This window comes from Streptomyces sp. NBC_00988, assembly GCF_045162645.1.
GTDB lineage: Bacteria > Actinomycetota > Actinomycetes > Streptomycetales > Streptomycetaceae > Streptomyces.
This window is the reverse complement of sequence record NZ_CP108730.1, coordinates 11,311,805-11,328,008: the sequence shown is the minus strand read 5'-3', so window position 1 is coordinate 11,328,008 and position 16,204 is coordinate 11,311,805. Positions and strand designations below refer to the sequence as shown.

13 protein-coding genes are annotated in these 16,204 nt (G+C 70.4%); 5 read left to right on the top strand and 8 right to left on the bottom strand.

The window, feature by feature from the left end:
* Positions 1-42 precede the first annotated feature (42 nt).
* Positions 43-951: an MBL fold metallo-hydrolase gene (locus tag OG496_RS51010; RefSeq protein ID WP_405975847.1), complete on the top strand. Its 909-nt coding sequence runs from the start codon at positions 43-45 to the stop codon at positions 949-951.
* Positions 952-960: 9 nt separating this feature from the next.
* On the opposite strand, the gene OG496_RS51005 is transcribed toward OG496_RS51010, so the two are convergent.
* Positions 961-2,484, bottom strand: a complete 1,524-nt coding sequence (locus OG496_RS51005) for a protein kinase domain-containing protein (protein WP_405975846.1) — start codon at positions 2,482-2,484, stop codon at positions 961-963.
* 293 nt (positions 2,485-2,777) lie between these two features.
* On the opposite strand from OG496_RS51005, the gene OG496_RS51000 reads away from it, so the two are divergent.
* From OG496_RS51000 to OG496_RS50990, 3 genes are all read left to right on the top strand, one after another.
* Positions 2,778-5,015: an MMPL family transporter gene (locus OG496_RS51000; protein ID WP_405975845.1), complete on the top strand. Its 2,238-nt coding sequence runs from the start codon at positions 2,778-2,780 to the stop codon at positions 5,013-5,015.
* A gap of 143 nt (positions 5,016-5,158) precedes the next feature.
* The gene (locus OG496_RS50995; protein ID WP_405975844.1) at positions 5,159-6,475 is read left to right on the top strand and encodes a sensor histidine kinase; all 1,317 of its coding nucleotides are present in this window, start codon (positions 5,159-5,161) and stop codon (positions 6,473-6,475) included.
* Entirely contained in the window at positions 6,472-7,128 is a 657-nt protein-coding gene (locus OG496_RS50990; protein ID WP_405975843.1) for a response regulator, read from the top strand. The genes OG496_RS50995 and OG496_RS50990 overlap by 4 nt, the downstream gene beginning before the upstream one ends.
* A gap of 9 nt (positions 7,129-7,137) precedes the next feature.
* On the opposite strand, the gene OG496_RS50985 is transcribed toward OG496_RS50990, so the two are convergent.
* The 5 genes from OG496_RS50985 to OG496_RS50965 form a co-directional block, all read right to left on the bottom strand.
* The gene (locus OG496_RS50985) at positions 7,138-7,923 is read right to left on the bottom strand and encodes an alpha/beta fold hydrolase (protein WP_405975842.1); all 786 of its coding nucleotides are present in this window, start codon (positions 7,921-7,923) and stop codon (positions 7,138-7,140) included.
* A gap of 134 nt (positions 7,924-8,057) precedes the next feature.
* Positions 8,058-9,599 (bottom strand): hypothetical protein, encoded by a 1,542-nt coding sequence (locus OG496_RS50980; protein WP_405975841.1) that lies wholly within the window; start codon positions 9,597-9,599, stop codon positions 8,058-8,060.
* Entirely contained in the window at positions 9,596-11,686 is a 2,091-nt protein-coding gene (locus OG496_RS50975) for a hypothetical protein (protein WP_405975840.1), read from the bottom strand. The genes OG496_RS50980 and OG496_RS50975 overlap by 4 nt, the downstream gene beginning before the upstream one ends.
* Before the next feature lie 164 nt (positions 11,687-11,850).
* Positions 11,851-12,228, bottom strand: coding sequence for a hypothetical protein (locus tag OG496_RS50970; RefSeq protein ID WP_405975839.1), 378 nt, complete (start codon positions 12,226-12,228; stop codon positions 11,851-11,853).
* A 234-nt stretch (positions 12,229-12,462) separates the two neighbouring features.
* Positions 12,463-13,143 carry a hypothetical protein gene (locus OG496_RS50965; RefSeq protein ID WP_405975838.1) on the bottom strand — a complete coding sequence of 227 codons (681 nt, stop codon included), beginning with the start codon at positions 13,141-13,143 and terminating at the stop codon, positions 12,463-12,465.
* 55 nt (positions 13,144-13,198) lie between these two features.
* Between OG496_RS50965 and OG496_RS50960 the strand changes: the two genes are divergently transcribed.
* Entirely contained in the window at positions 13,199-13,699 is a 501-nt protein-coding gene (locus OG496_RS50960) for a CGNR zinc finger domain-containing protein (RefSeq protein ID WP_405975837.1), read from the top strand.
* A gap of 139 nt (positions 13,700-13,838) precedes the next feature.
* On the opposite strand, the gene OG496_RS50955 is transcribed toward OG496_RS50960, so the two are convergent.
* A complete protein-coding gene (locus OG496_RS50955) occupies positions 13,839-14,534 on the bottom strand; it encodes a DUF4232 domain-containing protein (protein ID WP_405975836.1) in 696 nt (231 codons plus the stop codon).
* A 363-nt stretch (positions 14,535-14,897) separates the two neighbouring features.
* The gene (locus OG496_RS50950; protein ID WP_405975835.1) at positions 14,898-16,178 is read right to left on the bottom strand and encodes a multidrug effflux MFS transporter; all 1,281 of its coding nucleotides are present in this window, start codon (positions 16,176-16,178) and stop codon (positions 14,898-14,900) included.
* Positions 16,179-16,204 lie beyond the last annotated feature (26 nt).

The window sequence follows — 16,204 nt, the reverse complement described above, 5'->3', positions numbered from 1 at the left end:
AGTGGTGGGCGAACGAGACCGTCGTACTGCTGAGGAGCCGCCATGACCGACCACGTGTCGCACGACCGGGTGTCGCACGACCCCGTCGTGCACATCGCCGAAGTCCGGGAACTGGGCCGCGACTTGGTGGTCGTGCCCGACGGGCGGGTGCAGTTGGTGCCCAACATCGGTGTCATCGGCGGCCGGGACGCGGTGCTCGTCGTGGAGACGGGCCTGGGTCCGCGGAACGCCGAGAAGGTGCTGGAGTTCGCGACCGAGTACGCCAGGGGACGCAGGCTGTACCTCACGACGACCCACTTCCACCCTGAACACGCCTTCGGGGCGCAGGTGTTCGCGGGCGAGGCGACGTTCCTCGTGAACCGCGCGCAGGCCGAGGACCTGAAGGTGAAGGGCGCGGGCTATCTCGACATGTTCCGGGGTCTCGGTGAGCCGGTCGCCCGGCAGCTGGAAGGTGTCGTCCTGCCGGAGCCCGACCTTGTCTACGACGAGGCGTACGACCTCGAACTGGGCGGCCGGGTCGTGCAGTTGAGGGCTACGGGCCGGGCACACAGCAAGGGTGACCAGGTGGTGCGGGTGCCGGACGCGGGCGTGCTGTTCACGGGGGACCTGGTGGAGGCGGGGCAGTTCGCCATCTTCCCGTGGTTCCCGCCGTACGACACGGACGTCTCCGGTACGCGCTGGCTCGCGGTGATGGAGCGGCTCGCGGGCGAGGGGGCGCGGGTCGTCGTACCGGGCCACGGGGCAGTCGGCGGGCCGGAGTTGCTCGCGGACGTCCGTGACTATCTGCGGCTGCTGCGGGACGAGACATGGGCCCGCCGCGACTCGGCGTTGAGCGAGGAGACGATCGTCGAGGAGGTCAGGGCACTCATGATCGAGCGGCATCCCGAGTGGGCCGAACGGGACTGGATCGAGAAGGGAGTCGGCTGCCTCTGCGCCGAACACCCGGCGTGAGCCCGCGCGTTACGACGCGCTCGTCACGAACCCGTCCCTGGCCGTGTCGAAGACGGGACGGTAGGTGTCCCACTCCGCGTCCGGGGCCGAGAGATAGATGTCGTACTCGCGGCCGCCCTCCCGGCCGAAGCCGAGGTCGATGGCGCGGAACACCCGGACCCGGCCCTGGAAGGTGAACTCCCAGATCGCGGCGGGCTGTTGCTGGAAGGTGGTCTGCTGCATGCGGAGTCTGCGGTACGAGGGGTAGTTGACCTTGGTGTTGGCCTCGATGTCCGCGAAGTGCGTGCTCGGGTCGGGGCCCGCCGGGTCGACGATCCCGATGGTGAGCCCGGCCAGGCCCGTCTCGTCGGTGTAGGTGACGCCCTCCGCCGTCCGCTTGCCGGCCTTCCAGCCGTCCGGAACCGGGAAGGAGACGCCGAGTTGACGGTCCCGGACAAGGTGATAGCCCTCCGGCACGGGTGATGCGGAGGCCGTGGTGGTGGGGCTGCCCGTCGCGTGCCCGGGTGCCGACGTCGACGTCGTGTGCAGCACGAACGCCGTGGCCGCCACGGCAGCGGCCACCGCGATGACGATCCCCCCGAGGACAAGACGTTTCCGGTTCCGGCGCCGCCCACGGCCACCGCCACCGCCACCGCCGGAGTCTCCTGCCGGTTTCGCAGGCTCCGATTCCACGACGGTCAAGTTGGCCGTGGCCGGGGCCAGTTGGGCCGTCGACTCGCCCCACCACGCGGTCTGCAGGGCCCGCTCCGTCTGTTCCGCCGTCGGCCGCTCGTCGGGCTCCTTGATGAGCAGCGCCTCGATGAGCGGCTCCAGCGGTCCGGCCTGCTTCATGGGTTCGAGTGGGTCCACGGCGATGGCGTACGCGGTCTCCATCGCGGTGACCCGGCGGAACGGCGGGCGGCCCTCGACGGCCTGGTAGAGCGTGGCGCCCAGGGCCCACAGGTCGGAGGCGGTTCCGGGGGTGAGCCCGCGGATCCGTTCCGGAGCCATGTAGTGGATGGAACCGACCATCTCGCCGGTCTTGGTCAGCGTCGACGTCCCGTCCGTCATGGCGATGCCGAAGTCGGTGAGGACGAGCCGGTCGCCGGTGCCGAGGAGGACGTTGCCGGGCTTGACGTCGCGGTGCAGCACACCGGCGGCGTGGGCGGCGCGCAGGGCGGCGACCATGTCGAGGCCGATGCGGGCCGCCTCCTGGTACGGGAGGGTCCGGCCGTCCTTGAGGAGTTCGGCGAGCGTGGGGCCCGGGACGTACTCCATGACGATGCAGGGGCGGCCCTCGTCGTCCACGACGTCATGGACGACGATCACGTTCGGGTGCGCGATGCGGGCGGCGCTGCGGGCCTCGCGGCGGGTGCGTTCGAAGAGGGTGGCGAGTTCGTCGGCGGAGAGTTCCGGGCGTACGTGGAGCCGCTTGATGGCGACCTGGCGGCCGAGCACCTCGTCGTCGGCCCGCCAGACGGTGCCCATGCCGCCCCGGCCGATCTGCTCGGTCAGCCGGTAGCGCCCGGCGATGCGACGCCCTTCGTCCGACACGGTGTCCTCCGCCGGTTCTGTCCATGTTCGATTCGCCTGGTCACCATAACCGGCTCTTGTCCCGGATCGTGTGGGGCGGATCACGGTGCCCACCGTCGACGGGAGGGGCGCGCGCCTCGGCAGGCGGGTCCCCCACCTCGACTGGTGGGTGGAGAGGGTCTAGTACCCCGGTACTAGTCACCCCGGCCGTTTTCACTTCCCCGGTGCTGCGGATGCGAGGAAAGCCGCTCATAGCGTGAAGCCGTGGGTCGCGCAGGCCCTCCACTTTCTATCGAACCTGGTGGGAGTACCCCATGGCCACCTTCCTCTATCGGCTGGGCCGGTTCTCGTTCCGGCGCCGACGGCTCGTCCTGATGCTGTGGATCGCCGCCCTGGCGGTCGTCGGCATCGGTGCCATGAACGTCACGACGAGCACGTCCGACAGCTTCAGCCTCCCCGGCACACAGTCGCAGAAGGCGATCGACCTGCTGGAGAAGGAGTTCCCGCAGGCGTCTGCCTCCGGTGCCACCGCCCGCGTGGTGTTCGAAGCGCCCAAGGGGCACACACTGGCGTCCGGCGCCGACAGGACCGAGGTCCAGTCGCTGATCGCCGATCTGAAGAAGGCGCCCCAGGTCGCGAACGTCTCCGACCCGTACCAGAGCGGCCTGATCAGCAAGTCCGGCACCATCACCTACGCCCAGGTCACCTACAAGGTCGGCCAGCCCGACGTCACCGACGCCGCGCGCGACGCGCTGCACTCCGTGGCCGACAAGGGCGAGAAGGCCGGCCTCGCGGTCAGCCTGGGCGGCAACGCCGTACAGGAGAAGGCGGGCAGCAGCAGCACCGAGCTGATCGGCCTGTTGATCGCGGCCGTGGCGCTCGTCATCACCTTCGGGTCGCTGCTCGCGGCCGGGCTGCCGCTGCTGACGGCGATCTTCGGGGTCGGGACGGCGGTCGCCGCCATCACGGTCGCAAGCTCGATCTTCAACCTCAGCTCGGCCGCCACGACGCTGGCGCTGATGCTGGGCCTGGCGGTGGCCATCGACTACGCCCTGTTCATCGTCTCCCGGTACCGCAGCGAGATCCGCGACGGCCACGAACCGGAGGAGGCCGCGGGCCGCGCCCTGGGCACCGCCGGTTCCGCGGTGGTGTTCGCCGGTCTCACGGTCGTCATCGCCCTGGCCGGCCTGAGCATCATCGGCATCAGCATGCTCACCACCATGGGCCTGGGCGCCGCGTTCGCGGTCGTCGTCGCCGTACTGATCGCGCTGACCCTGCTGCCCGCGATGCTGGGCTTCGCCGGGACTCGGATCATGGGCAGCCGGTTCACCAGCCGCCGGATGCGCGCCCTGCAAGAGGGCGGCGAGGGCGAGACGACGGGCGTGCGCTGGGCCCGGTTCGTGACCCGCAACCCGCTGAAGATGCTGGTCGTCTCCGTCGTCGGGCTCGGTGTCCTCGCCATCCCCGCCCTGTCGATGCGCCTGGCCCTGCCCGACGACAGCATGTCCTCGCCCGGCACCAGCGAGCGCATCGCCTACGACACGATCACCAAGGGCTTCGGCGACGGCTACAACGGCCCGCTGACCGTGGTCGTCGACGGCCCGAGCGGCAGTGCCGCCAAGACCGCCGCGCAGGACGCGGTCGCCCAGCTCGGCAAGCTGTCCGACGTCGCCGCCGTACGCCCCGCGGTGTTCAACCAGAACGGCGACGTGGCCCTGATCTCCGTCGTACCGAAGAGCTCGCCCAGCAGTGCGGACACCGTCGATCTGGTCTCCGAGATACGCGACCGGGGCCCCGCCCTGAAGGACGACACCGGCGCCGAACTGATGGTCACCGGCACCACCGCGCTGAACATCGACGTGTCCAACAAGCTGAGCGGCGCCCTGATCCCCTACCTGGGTGTGGTCGTCGGCCTGGCCCTGGTCCTGCTGCTCCTCGTCTTCCGCTCCATCCTGGTCCCGCTCAAGGCCGCCCTCGGCTTCCTGCTCAGCGTGCTCGCCACGCTCGGTGTGGTGGTCGCGGTGTTCCAGTGGGGCTGGCTGGCGGACCTGTTCGGCATCGACCAGACCTCGCCGATCGTGAGCGTGCTGCCGATCTTCATGATCGGCGTGGTGTTCGGACTCGCCATGGACTACGAGGTGTTCCTGGTGACCCGGATGCGTGAGGCGTACGTCCACGGGGCCGAGCCCACGGAGGCGGTGATCGCGGGCTTCCGCTACAGCGCCCGGGTGGTCACGGCCGCCGCGGTCATCATGATCTCCGTGTTCGCCGGGTTCCTGCTGGATGACGTGGCGCTGATCAAGTCGATCGGCCTGGGCCTCGCCGCCGCCGTCCTCTTCGACGCCTTCGTGGTCCGCATGACGCTCGTGCCCGCGATCATGACCCTGCTCGGCCACCGCGCCTGGGCGCTGCCCGGCTGGCTCGACCGGAAGCTGCCCAACGTGGACGTCGAGGGCGAGCGGCTGCGCCACCTGCTGGCCGAGACCCCGGACGACGACTCCACCGGCCCGGACAAGGCGCCCGTGTCGTCCGGCGCCACCGGCAAGAGCTGAGGCGGCGGCCGTACGATCCACACCAGGACGCCGTTCACGGCCGTACGGCTCCCGCCCCTGTTCGACCACACCGTCCCCGCCCGCCGGTCCCCTTCCCCCTGGGACCGGCGGGCGGCCCGCCTGCACCATGGAGGGTGTCTCTCGTGACCGCACCGCCCAAGGACCGGTCCGTCCATCCCGAGAACCTGATCGGACGGACCCGGCTGGGCGACTCCGAGTACCGGTCGGTCGTCCGGCTGCTCACGTGGCTGGGGCGGGTGCGAGCGGTCGACCTGGCGCATCCGCGGGTCAGGCGGTGGGGGGTGCCCGCCTGCTATGCCCTCGCCGGTATTCCGGCCCTGGTCCGCGCGGGCCACGATTCCGTCGCCGCCTTCGTGCTGATGCTGGCGATCACGGCGGGGTACACCGTGCCGTTGCTGTGGCGGCGGCAGCGGCCGGTGCTGGTCTTCGCCTTCCTGGTGGTCATCTCCGAGGTGTCCTTGTCCCTGGGGGTGGACTCGGGTTCGAGCGCCACCCAGCTGGTCGCGCTGCTCAACCTGGGACGCTTCGGGGCCCCCGGCCAGCTGGCCATCGGCGTCGCGTACACTCTCGGGCAGACCGCCGTGTCGTTCATCTTCTTCAACGGCGGCTCCAGGCTGTCGAACAACGATGCCAGCACCTCGGTACTGGCATTCCTCGCCGTGGTCGCCGTGCTGTCGATGGCCGCGCTGGGGCTGGCCGGAAAACTGGTGAACGCCTACATCGAGGCCCTCCAGGAGCACGCCGTGCGGCTGGAGAAGGAGCGCGACCAGCGCGCCCAGTTGGCCGCGGCGACCGAACGCGCCCGCGTGGCACGGGAGATGCACGACATCCTCGGGCACACCCTCGCCGTGATCGTCGGCCTCGCGGGCGGCGCCGCCGGACTCGCCGAGAGCAAGCCGAAGCGGGGCGCGGACACCCTGCGGATCATCGCCGACAGCGGGCGCGGCGCCCTGGCCGAACTGCGCAGGCTGCTCGCCGTCATCCACGACGACGAACCCGGCGACACCCCGCTCGCACCCCAGCCCGGACTGGCCGACCTGAACGCCCTGATGGAACGGGTGCGGGCCGCGGGCCCCGCCGCCACCCTCCGCCTCAAGGGCGAACTCACCGGTCTCGCGCAGGGACTTCAGCTCGCCGTCTACCGCATCGTGCAGGAAGCCCTCACCAACACGCTGAAGCACACGGCGCCGAACACGACGGTCGAGGTCACGGTGACGGCCGCTCCGGAGGCCGTGATCGTCACCGTCGAGGACACCGGCCCGCACAAGGCGTCCGGCACCGACGAACAGGGCAAGGGCCTGGTCGGCATGCGCGAACGGGCCGCGCTCTACGGCGGACAGGTCGTCGCGGGCCCCAACTCCCGCGGTGGCTGGACCGTCCGTGCCCTCCTGGTCCCCCTGCCCACCGCCCCCGACCTGACGGAGAAGCACCCGGCATGACCACCGTCCTCATCGTCGACGACCAGGCCCTGCAGCGCCTCGGCTTCAGCATGCTCATCGAGCAGTACCCCGACCTGAGCACCGTCGGCGAGGCCACGCACGGCGGCGAGGCGGTCCGGCTGACGGCCGAACTCCGCCCCGACGTCGTCCTGATGGACGTCCGCATGCCCGGCATGGACGGCATCGAGGCCACCCGCCGGATCGTGCAGTCGGGTGGCCGCTCCCGCGTCCTGGTCCTCACCACCTTCGACCTCGACGAGTACGCGTACGCCGCGCTGCGCGCCGGGGCCAGCGGCTTTCTCCTCAAGGACGCGCTGCCCGAGGAACTCGTCGCGGGCATCCGCGCGGTGGCCGCCGGTGACGCCGTCATCTCCCCCGGCCTGACCCGCAAACTCATCGACGCCTTCGCCGACCGCATGCCCGGCCGCACCGCCGAACAGGACCGCCGCCTGGACGCCCTCACCGACCGCGAACGCGAGGTCCTCACCGTCATGGCGGCCGGCTGGAGCAACACCGAGATCGCCGAACGTCTGTGCCTGGCCGAGTCCACCGTCAAGTCCCACGTCAGCCGCATCCTCGCGAAGATCGGCGTGCGAGACCGGGTGCAGGCGGTGATCTTCGCGTACGACGCGGGGTTGGTACGGCCGGCTTGAGGTCTCCCCTCAGGCTGCCGGCACGGACACGAACTGCCCGATCAGCGCGGTGAGTCGGGCCGGTTCCTCCACGGGTAGTTCGTGCCCGGCGTCGACGATCCGCACGACCGCGTCCGGGTAGGCGTTGGCCATCCGCAGCATCTGGGAGAGCGGCAGCTGGATGTCGTGGTAGGCGTGGACGATGAGCGTGGGCGCGCTGATCCCGCCGACACGGTCCAGCACATCGAAGGCCCGCATCGCGCCGTAGCAGGTCATGACGACCTCGCGGGGCGTGGCGGCGGAGGCTTCGATGTACTCGCGGATCTTCTCCTTGGGGTAGCCGGGGGCGAAGGCGCGCTGGATGTTGACGGCGACGAACAGCTTGAACGGCAGCAGCGTGGACACCGCCAACAGCAGTCCGCGCGCCCGGCTGTAGGTCATGCGGCTGATCGAGTCGACGAGCACCATCCGCTCGACCCGCTCGGGATGGTCGAGGACGAGGGTCTGGGCGATCATCCCGCCCATGGAATGCCCGACCGGCACGAACCGGTCGACCTCCAGATGATCGAGCAACGCGACGACATCCGCGGCGAGTTCGCCGACGGTCCGCGCCCCCGCACCGGTGCTCTCCCCGTGCCCGCGCAAGTCGAGCCGTATCACTCGCCGCCCGACCGCGAAGTGCGCGAACTGGTCGTCCCAGCGGTGCCGGTCGGCCGTCCACCCGTGAATGAACACGAGCGGCACACCGCCGTCTCCGTCACGGGGGCCCTCGTCGTCGTACACAAGTACTGCGCCGTCGACTTCGAGCTTCGGCATGGGGGCTCCTGAGGTGCGGCAACGACCGGCGTGATCCCGATCTTGCCCTGGACTCAGCGGAGTTGGCCTTGTGGGCGGTATCCGCAACGAGATCGAGATCGTCGGGAGTCGGGTGCGCTCACCCCTGTGGGCTGTCAGGTCGTCGGAGCGCGCGGTGCCGTGCAACTCCCGTTCGGGGGACGGCCTGTCGGCCAGGACAGGGTGACGAAGCGGCCGGTGTGGGTGGTGGGGTCGAGGCGGACGACGGCGACCGCCTTGTCGTAGGGGTTGCCCTGGTTGTCGAGGCAGATCCAGCCGCTGGCTCCTTCGACGCGGTGGGCGCCGTGCAGGCGCAGCCAGGCGTTGCGGACCTCGTCGGTGGAGGGGACCGCGTGGCCGTGGACGGCTTCGTCGCGGATGCCCTCGATCGCGGTCCAGGCCGAGTCGTAGGTGACGATGGCGCGGGAGTCGGTCAGGTCCACCGGGCCGACGGAGCCCGTCACTTGACGGTTCGTCAGCTGCTTGAGTGTCTTGAAGGCTTCGGCCGAGCCGCCGGTGGCCGGGGTGTTCGGGCCGGTCCAGGCGTCCGGGTGTGAGGACGCGGTGAACTCCAGTGTGACGCCGTGGCGCAGGGTGTCCCACTCCAAAGCACCGTCCAGGGGAAGGGCGTTGGCGGCCGGGCCCGTGATGACGGTGTACGAGCGGGCGCGGCAGCCCCGGTTGCCCAATTCGTTGAGGAACTGGCGGAGTTGGACCGGTCGGCCCGCGAAGTAGATCTCGTTGGCCGGAGATTCGCAGATGTTGGCGACGATCTGTCGGAAGTCGTTCGACGTCGTGCCCTCCGCGCTGATGTCCGGCGGGGAACGGAACTGCTCGGGTGCCAGCGAGGCCCCCTCGGTCCGCGCCTCGAAGACCTTCCGGAGGCTGGTGATGTAGTTGTCGTCGTTCCGCGCGTCTTCCACCAGCACGGTCTGCCGCGCCCCGACACCGTGGTCGGCGTGGGCGAGGGCGGCGGCCTGGTCGGTGTTGCTGGGGTTGACGCGGACCAACCCCTCGTAGGCGTGCGAGTGTTGGGGCGTGTTGGCGATGTCGTCGGCGGTGAGCGCGCCGCCGACCACGGGGATCTTCTTCTCGTTCGTCAGATAGGCGATGGACCGCTGGGTGGTGGGCAGGCTGATGTCGAACCCGAAGACGGCGCGCAGCCGGTGCTCGGGCGAGGCCGCCATGTCCGCGAGCCGGTCGGCCACCGGGCGCCAATGACCGCCCCCGAGCCCGGGGTTGGCGAGCACCAGGCGGATGGCCGGTGCCTGGCCGTTGGCCCTGTGGTTGGCGCGGTACTGGGCGAAGTACGCGCCCTGCACCTCCCACAGGAGGTGTTTGCGGTCGACCGAGGCCGTCCGGTCGGCGAAGTACATCGGGACCATCAGCGCGATGGTGGCATACGGGGCACCGGACTTGGTCACCCTGTCGTTCTCGGCCTTGATCCGGGCGGAGACCTGGTCCAGAACGGGGTCGAAGCTCATGCTGCCGTCGGTGACGCCGACGCACTCGTGGGGAGACGACTCCTCGTGCGCTCCGTCACCGCAGGAGGTGTCCTTGTAGGCGCGGTATCCGTACCAGGAACCCGTGCACACGAGGAGGACGAACACCATGAGAAGAGCGCGGCGGGTCAGCCGGCCCGGGGTGCGGAACCTCATCGCCCGCTCCCTTCCGGCACGGTCAGGTACGGGGCCTGAACACCCTCGCGCAGCCACGCGGACCAGTGCCGGAGGACCTGCCGGAAGGCGTCGGTGGCCTCGTGCTCGTGCAACGTGCGCAATGCGGACTCCACTTGGTCGATACGGTCGGGACAGGGCGCGTTGAGCGGGTCCGACTGCTCCCACAGGGCTTCCACCAGCCGCGCCACGGCCCGGTGGACGACCTCGTCCCGGGCAGCCGGTTCGCCGTGACGGCAGCCGCCGCACGGTCCGTCGTCCGGCACGGCCTCGGCCTCGAATCCCGCCGGAGGACGCGGCGCGGCGCAGACGACGTTCACGGCCGACAACCACACGGACGGTGTGCTGCGGCCGAGCCAGTGGTGCAGGGAGCGCACGACCGACTCCGTGAGCCCCAGGGCGAGGGTGTGGTGCAGGTACGCGGACGGGATCGGTCCAGGCTCACCGTCGGGTGGAGGCTCCTGCGGTACGTAACCGCCCCGCAGGTGCTGATGGATCTGCCGCCAGCGTTCCGGTGCGGTCCGGGTCCGCAACTGGTGGAGCAGCAGGTGTCGTAGGCCCCGGTCCGCGACGAGAGGCATGGAACCGTCGGTGCTCGGCCAGAAGGCGGATTCCCAGCAGACGTCTTCCAGCAGTTCGAGGGCGTCGTCCACGCGCCGCGCCAGGGTGTCGCCGGAGTGGAGTCCGGTCCACAACCTGCGGGCGGCTGTGACGTCGAGCGCCGGGGCCAGCAGTGTCAGCCGGGAGCACTTCGCGGGATCGGGCAACAGCACGGCCAGCAGCCGCTCCACCGTCGTACCGCTCCCGTCCGGCGCGGCGGCGTCGAGCAGCGGGGCCGCCGGCTGCGCGTCAGGCGCGCCACCATGAGGAACGGCGTCCGCCGCCTCGGCGAGGGTCCGGGCACTGCCCGCCCGGCCGCCGGCGAACCGGTCGATCAGCAGCGGCAGATACGCCGGCCGGTCCGAAGCGCCGAGGATGCGGACGATGTCGCCGCGCTCCAACGCGGGCAGACCCAGCCGCAGTATGCCGTCCACCTGATCCGCGAGGGCGGCCGCCGGGTCGGCGACCTGCCGCAGCGCGCGGTGGGCCGTGGCGTCACCGAGCCGTGCGGCCACCACGACGGGTCCCATCTCATCCTTGTCGGCGCCCTTTCGCCGCAGCGGTCCGAGGAGGCGTGCGCCGAGGGGCACGTGTGCGTTGTCGAGGAGGATCAGGGGCGGGGGCACGTCGTTGTTGCGGCGCAGCAGGCCGTAGTGGTGCGTGATGTCCGCGACGAAGGCGCTGATCAGGATCTCTTCCAGGCGGGCCTGGTCGCCGCCCGGCCGACGGAAGTCCCGTACGAATGCGAAGAGTTTCTGTACGGCGTCGCCCTGCTCGTGTTCGAGATGATCGCCCCACCAGCGCAGCGCGCCACGGTTCACCCGTGACCGCAGCAGCCGGGGCGCGGCGGTACGGAGCGCGGCCCGGCCGGCGCCCTCCAGCACGCCGAGGCCCGACACCCCTGCGGGAACGGCACGTTCGAGGGCCTGGATCCACTCGGCGAGACGCGCCTGGCGTTCCGGGCCGCCGTCTCCGTTCTGGTTGATGACACCCTTGAGGCGTTGCTCCGCGCGGCGCAGGTCCTGCGGCGCCAGTGCGGCGCCGACGTCGTCGGACGTCCCGTCGGGGCGCCACGCCGTCACGGCCAACAGGCCGAGGGACAGCCGGGGGAAGCGCAGGGGCTGTGTGGTCCGCCGTACCCTCAGGCCGAGTTTGTACGACAGCAGGTACAGCAGGTCGGTGAGGCGCGAGCCGTCCGGGCGGGTGTCGGGCAGATCGGCGAGGAGCGGGTCGCCGAAATCGGGTGCGGCGAGGTCCGCGCGCACGAGCGGGACGAGGGGGGCGTAGGCGGCGGACAGGGCCGCGAGCACGCTGGTCCTGCCGCTGCGACGGCCGCCGACCAGTTCGATGACGGGGTGCCCGCCGGGCAGTTCGACGCGGTCACACCGACCGCCGTTCCGGTCGAACCCGACGAGGCCGGGCACCAACCCGTCGAGCAACGGGTCCACCCCGTAGAGCCGTTCGGCCACTGTTCCCTCAACCCCCTTGGCACCGGCGCCGGGTGGGCTCGGCGCCGAGGGACCGAAGGTAGGGGCAGGAGAGGGTGGAAATCCGTGTCATCGCCGATGTGACGGATTGTGGGCGTCTTTCACGGTCGGACCGACGGATGACGGCGGTTTCCCGACCGTTCTTGTCACGCTCCAGGGTCGAGCAATTGCTGAAGCAGCACGCCGTAGATAACGACGATTTTCTCGTGATCGATGGCGGCGAGTTCCTCATCGGCGTCACTCGCGCGAACGAGCGCCAGAAGAATGCTCCGGTGCTCGTCGTCGGAATTGAGAAGGTGCCGGATGAAGTATTCGCGAAGATGCTCGACGCGTTCGTCGAAAACCAGCTCGTTCTTCAGGGCGGAGGCCATGGTTTCCAGGAACAGGGCTTCCTCCGAACCGAAGTAGTACAGAACAAGCGCCGGATCGACACCCGCCTCACGGGCGGCAGCCCTCGCCGTGGGCTCGGCAGGGCACGCACAGCGGCTGTCGACGCGGGTGCGCCCCTCGTGGCGTCGTCTCATGGCAGTAGGGGATCAACAATCGTTCAGATGGGAGCGGACGGGTGCGTCGAGTCCTCGACGAGGGTCACACGTCGGACGTCCAGCTCGGGAATCACTTCGTACGGCAACCGACCACCGCGACGGAATGACCGATTCAACAGCGTTGAACGACCTCGCCGGTCTCAACACCGTTGAACCGGCTTATCAATGAGAGGACCTATGGGAGGAAGGGGCACTTCCGTTGCGCGAACCAGGTCACCCCTCGGAAAGGAGCCAGCCGATGTGCAGTTCTTCCGCACCCGGGCGGACCATCTCAACGAGCTCGGCGCGCTCGGGGTCGCCCTCGGGGAGGTTCTCGGCGAGGAGGGCCTGCGCGGCGATCGCCTGGGGCCTGGCGCCGAGCGCGGCGCGCAGGTTGAGCGAGCGGCGCAGCATCGCCATCCGCTCGGCGGGCTCCTTGTGCGGTGCGAGGTGCCGGATGATGTACGACTCGAAGTAGCCGTCGCCGGACTTCGTCGCGACATCGAGGGCCGACTCGTAGAGCGGTAGGGCACCGGCCCGGTCCTCGTCGATGTTGTCCAGCAGAACGGCCCAGTGGTACTCGGCCCAGGCGCGCGTCTTCTCGTCGCCGCTCTCGATCGCCGCGCGGTAGCCGGCCTCGGCCACGGCGCGGTCGTCCGCGCGGGGTTCGCGCCCGAACAGCAGGCGACTGTAGGCGAGCCGCGCCGCGAGCAGGTACGCGGTCGGCGATGCCGGACCGAGCGCCGCGACCGCCTTCTCGGCCTCCTCATGACCCTCGATCCGGAAGAACCAGCGGTCTACGGCGATCTCCGCGCGCACCTCGGGTTCGGCGTCGGGGCCCAGGACGGCGAGCGCGGCGTCCCACTCTCCGAGCATCTGCAGGCGACGAGCGATGTAGGTGCTGTCAGCTATCATGGCACCTACAATAAGAAGCAGCGATGTAGGCGGTCAAGTGCAATACGATGACTACATGGGGAACGTGGCGCGGTTGGCCGTCGAGCTGGCCAACACCGGGACCCTCGACCAACACGGCGACCTGGTGGCCGCGTTCTTCGCGGAGCACGAGGTCACTCCGCCCTCTGGCGGCGACTACGACGAGCTGCGGGACCTCGTGCGCACGGCGTTGGCGCAGTCGGTCGACGGCGCCGCCCCCGAAGCGGTTCACCGCCTGCTGCGCGACTATCCGCCGGAGATGCATCTGTCCGACCACGACGGCCTCGACGGCTGGCACATCCACTTCAGCCGCAACGGCACCCCGGCCAAGCGCTGGCTCGGCCAGCTGATCGCCGCCAAACTCGCCCTGGTCGCGGCCGGGGACCCGGCGGTGACGCTGGGCCGGTGCGCCGCGGCCGGGTGCGAGAACTACTTCGTGGACCAGTCACGGAACCGCACCCGCCGATTCTGCTCCAACGCGTGCGCGAGCCGGACGACGGTCGCGGCGTATCGGGCCCGGGCGGCGAAGAACTCCTGATCGCCGCCGTGCCCGCTCTCAAACAGGCGCCGGCGCTACCGCGGACGAACTAAGCGAGTTCGTGCGGGCCTGAGGCGTAGGGATGACAGCCAGGGCGTCCGACCCGGACGCCACGCGGACATGGGGCGGGGTGTGCGGGTCAGCCTCCCTGGCCGGCGCTGCCGACCGGGCCGACCGTCACGGAGGAGCCGGAGCCGTTCGTGACGGGCAGGGTGGCGGCGCCCGGCCAGGCGAGAGTGACCGACTTGGTCTCGTTCGGCGGGGTCACCACCAGCCCGGTGATGCGGACACCGGAGCCGCCCGACTTGTTGAACGGGTAGTTGACGGGGAAGTAGGTCGACTTCCCGTTCTTGAGGACGGCCGACGTGGTCGCCTGACCGGTGCGCTTCGCGGACACCGTCCCCGCGTTGGTCTTCAGGTCGACACCCGCGTACCCGGAGATCGTGCAGTCCCGGCCGCCGCCGTTCTTGAACTCGACCACGACGGTGGCGTTCGGGTCGCCGTCGATGGTGTTGTCCTTCGCCGTGACCTCCAGCTCGTCGGTACGGCACTGGCCGGCCTTGGCGTTCACGTCGGACCCGGTACCGGCAGCCGTCCCCGTGCCGCCGGAGCTCGACCCGCCGGAACTGGTCCCCGTGGTGGCCTTCGCACCGCTCTGGTCCGAACCGCCCGTGTCCGAACTGCCGCCCGAGGACGAGGCGTTGGACCCGGACGACGCCGTGGGCGCGGACGACGGGTCACTCTTTCCCGTGCTGGCGTCGTCGCTCTGGCAGGCCGTGAGCGAGAGACCGGCGGCGACGGCCAGGGCGGCGAAGGTGAGCTTGTGAACGCGCATCGATTCATCCTCAGGATCGGTGGTGTCAGTGCCGGCCGCTCCGTACGGGTCGGTACGAGCGGGCGTTTCTGATCATCAAGAGCGGCTCGGCCGGGTCGACCGTTCCGCACAGCCACCGCATAAGACATTCCTGTTACACACACTTCCCCGTACGACGTCCACTGTCACCAGGCACAACGCGCCGGAGCGCCCCAACGGCAAGCCCGTACGGCGGTTCCCGCCGCCGTCGCGAACTCGTGCGCGGCCACCGGTCGTTGGGACAGATCCGTAACCCGAGAACCACAACCGATCGCCGGCCTTGAGCATCCCGCCGACCGAACGAAGGAACTCGCCGGAAGCCACAGTTTCCAGACGGGTCGTCAGCTACTTCGCCGACTCTGTCGGCTCCCCCTCCCCCTCCCACGGCCTGGCCAGCCCCACCAGCGCAACTCCCGCCGCTGCCACGGCGATCAGCATGATCACCGCCATCGGCAGCGAACCGTCCTCGCCGAACACCCCCACCAGCGGCGCGGCGAGCGCGCCGAACAGGAACTGCAGGCCGCCGAGGAGGGCGGAGGCCGCGCCCGGGGCGTTGCGGCCGAGGGCCTGCCCGATGCTCAGGGTCGACGGGAAGACCATGCCGATGCCACCGGCCGTGATGAACAGGGTGATCCAGGTGCCGGCGAGGGTCTCCCCCACGGTCAGCACCAGCAGCACCTGGGCCAGCGCGCCGACCGCGGCGACGGCGACCGCGGCCACGAGGAGGGTGTTCAGCCGTACCCGTCCGGCGAGTTGGGAGAAGGTCGCGCCGGCGATCAGCATGGCGACGGCGTTACTGGCGAAGATCAGGGAGTACGTCGTGGCCGACACTCCGTGCAGGTTCTCGAAGACGAAGCTGGAACCGCTGATGTAGGCGAACAGTGCCGCCGAGATGAACGCGAGGACAAGGACGTAGCCCATGAACGTACGACGGCCGAGCAACTCCCCCATCGCGCGGAAGGTGTTGGTGATCCCGCCGGCGTGCCGCCGCTCGGGCGGCAGGGTCTCCGGGACCTTGCGGACCACGCCGAGCAGCAACAGGCCGCCCATCACGGTCAGTACGACGAACACCGCGCGCCAGGTCGACACGGCGAGGATCGCGCCGCCGAGCACCGGTGCGGCGACCGGCGCGACGCCCATGATCTGGGAGAGGACCGCGAAGTAGCGGGGCAGTTCGGCCCCTTGGAAGCGGTCGGTCAGGACGGCGCGGGCCAGCACCATGCCGGCTGCGCCCGCCAGGCCCTGGAGGAACCGGGCTCCGGTGAGGACGCCGATGTTGGGGGCGAGGGCGCAGGCGACGGAGAAGACCGTGAACGCGGCCGTTCCGGACAGCAGCAGTCCGCGGCGGCCGAGGCTGTCGCTGAGCGGGCCGATCAGCAGCTGGCCGACGACGAGTCCGGCCAGGAACGCGGTCATCGTCAGCTGCACGGCCGAGCTGCTCGCCCCGAGCGTGTCCCCCATCGCGGGGAAACCGGGGACGTACATGTCGGTCGCGAGCGGGGCGACCGCGGTCAGCGCGGCGAGGACGGCGACCAGGGCGACGGCTGTGCGCCGCGAGGGATCGGTGGAGTCGGCCGGTGCGGTGGGGCGCGCGGCGGCGGAACTGGAGGGGGACGGCGATACCATGACCGTAACGGTAACCGATGGTTCAC

Coding starts and splice junctions, on each gene's coding strand:
- OG496_RS51010 (WP_405975847.1), top strand. CDS start 43: ATGACCGACCACGTGTCGCACGACCGGGTGTCGCACGACCCCGTCGTG.
- OG496_RS51000 (WP_405975845.1), top strand. CDS start 2,778: ATGGCCACCTTCCTCTATCGGCTGGGCCGGTTCTCGTTCCGGCGCCGA.
- OG496_RS50990 (WP_405975843.1), top strand. CDS start 6,472: ATGACCACCGTCCTCATCGTCGACGACCAGGCCCTGCAGCGCCTCGGC.
- OG496_RS50985 (WP_405975842.1), bottom strand. CDS start 7,923: ATGCCGAAGCTCGAAGTCGACGGCGCAGTACTTGTGTACGACGACGAG.
- OG496_RS50980 (WP_405975841.1), bottom strand. CDS start 9,599: ATGAGGTTCCGCACCCCGGGCCGGCTGACCCGCCGCGCTCTTCTCATG.
- OG496_RS50970 (WP_405975839.1), bottom strand. CDS start 12,228: ATGAGACGACGCCACGAGGGGCGCACCCGCGTCGACAGCCGCTGTGCG.
- OG496_RS50965 (WP_405975838.1), bottom strand. CDS start 13,143: ATGATAGCTGACAGCACCTACATCGCTCGTCGCCTGCAGATGCTCGGA.
- OG496_RS50960 (WP_405975837.1), top strand. CDS start 13,199: ATGGGGAACGTGGCGCGGTTGGCCGTCGAGCTGGCCAACACCGGGACC.
- OG496_RS50955 (WP_405975836.1), bottom strand. CDS start 14,534: ATGCGCGTTCACAAGCTCACCTTCGCCGCCCTGGCCGTCGCCGCCGGT.
- OG496_RS50950 (WP_405975835.1), bottom strand. CDS start 16,178: ATGGTATCGCCGTCCCCCTCCAGTTCCGCCGCCGCGCGCCCCACCGCA.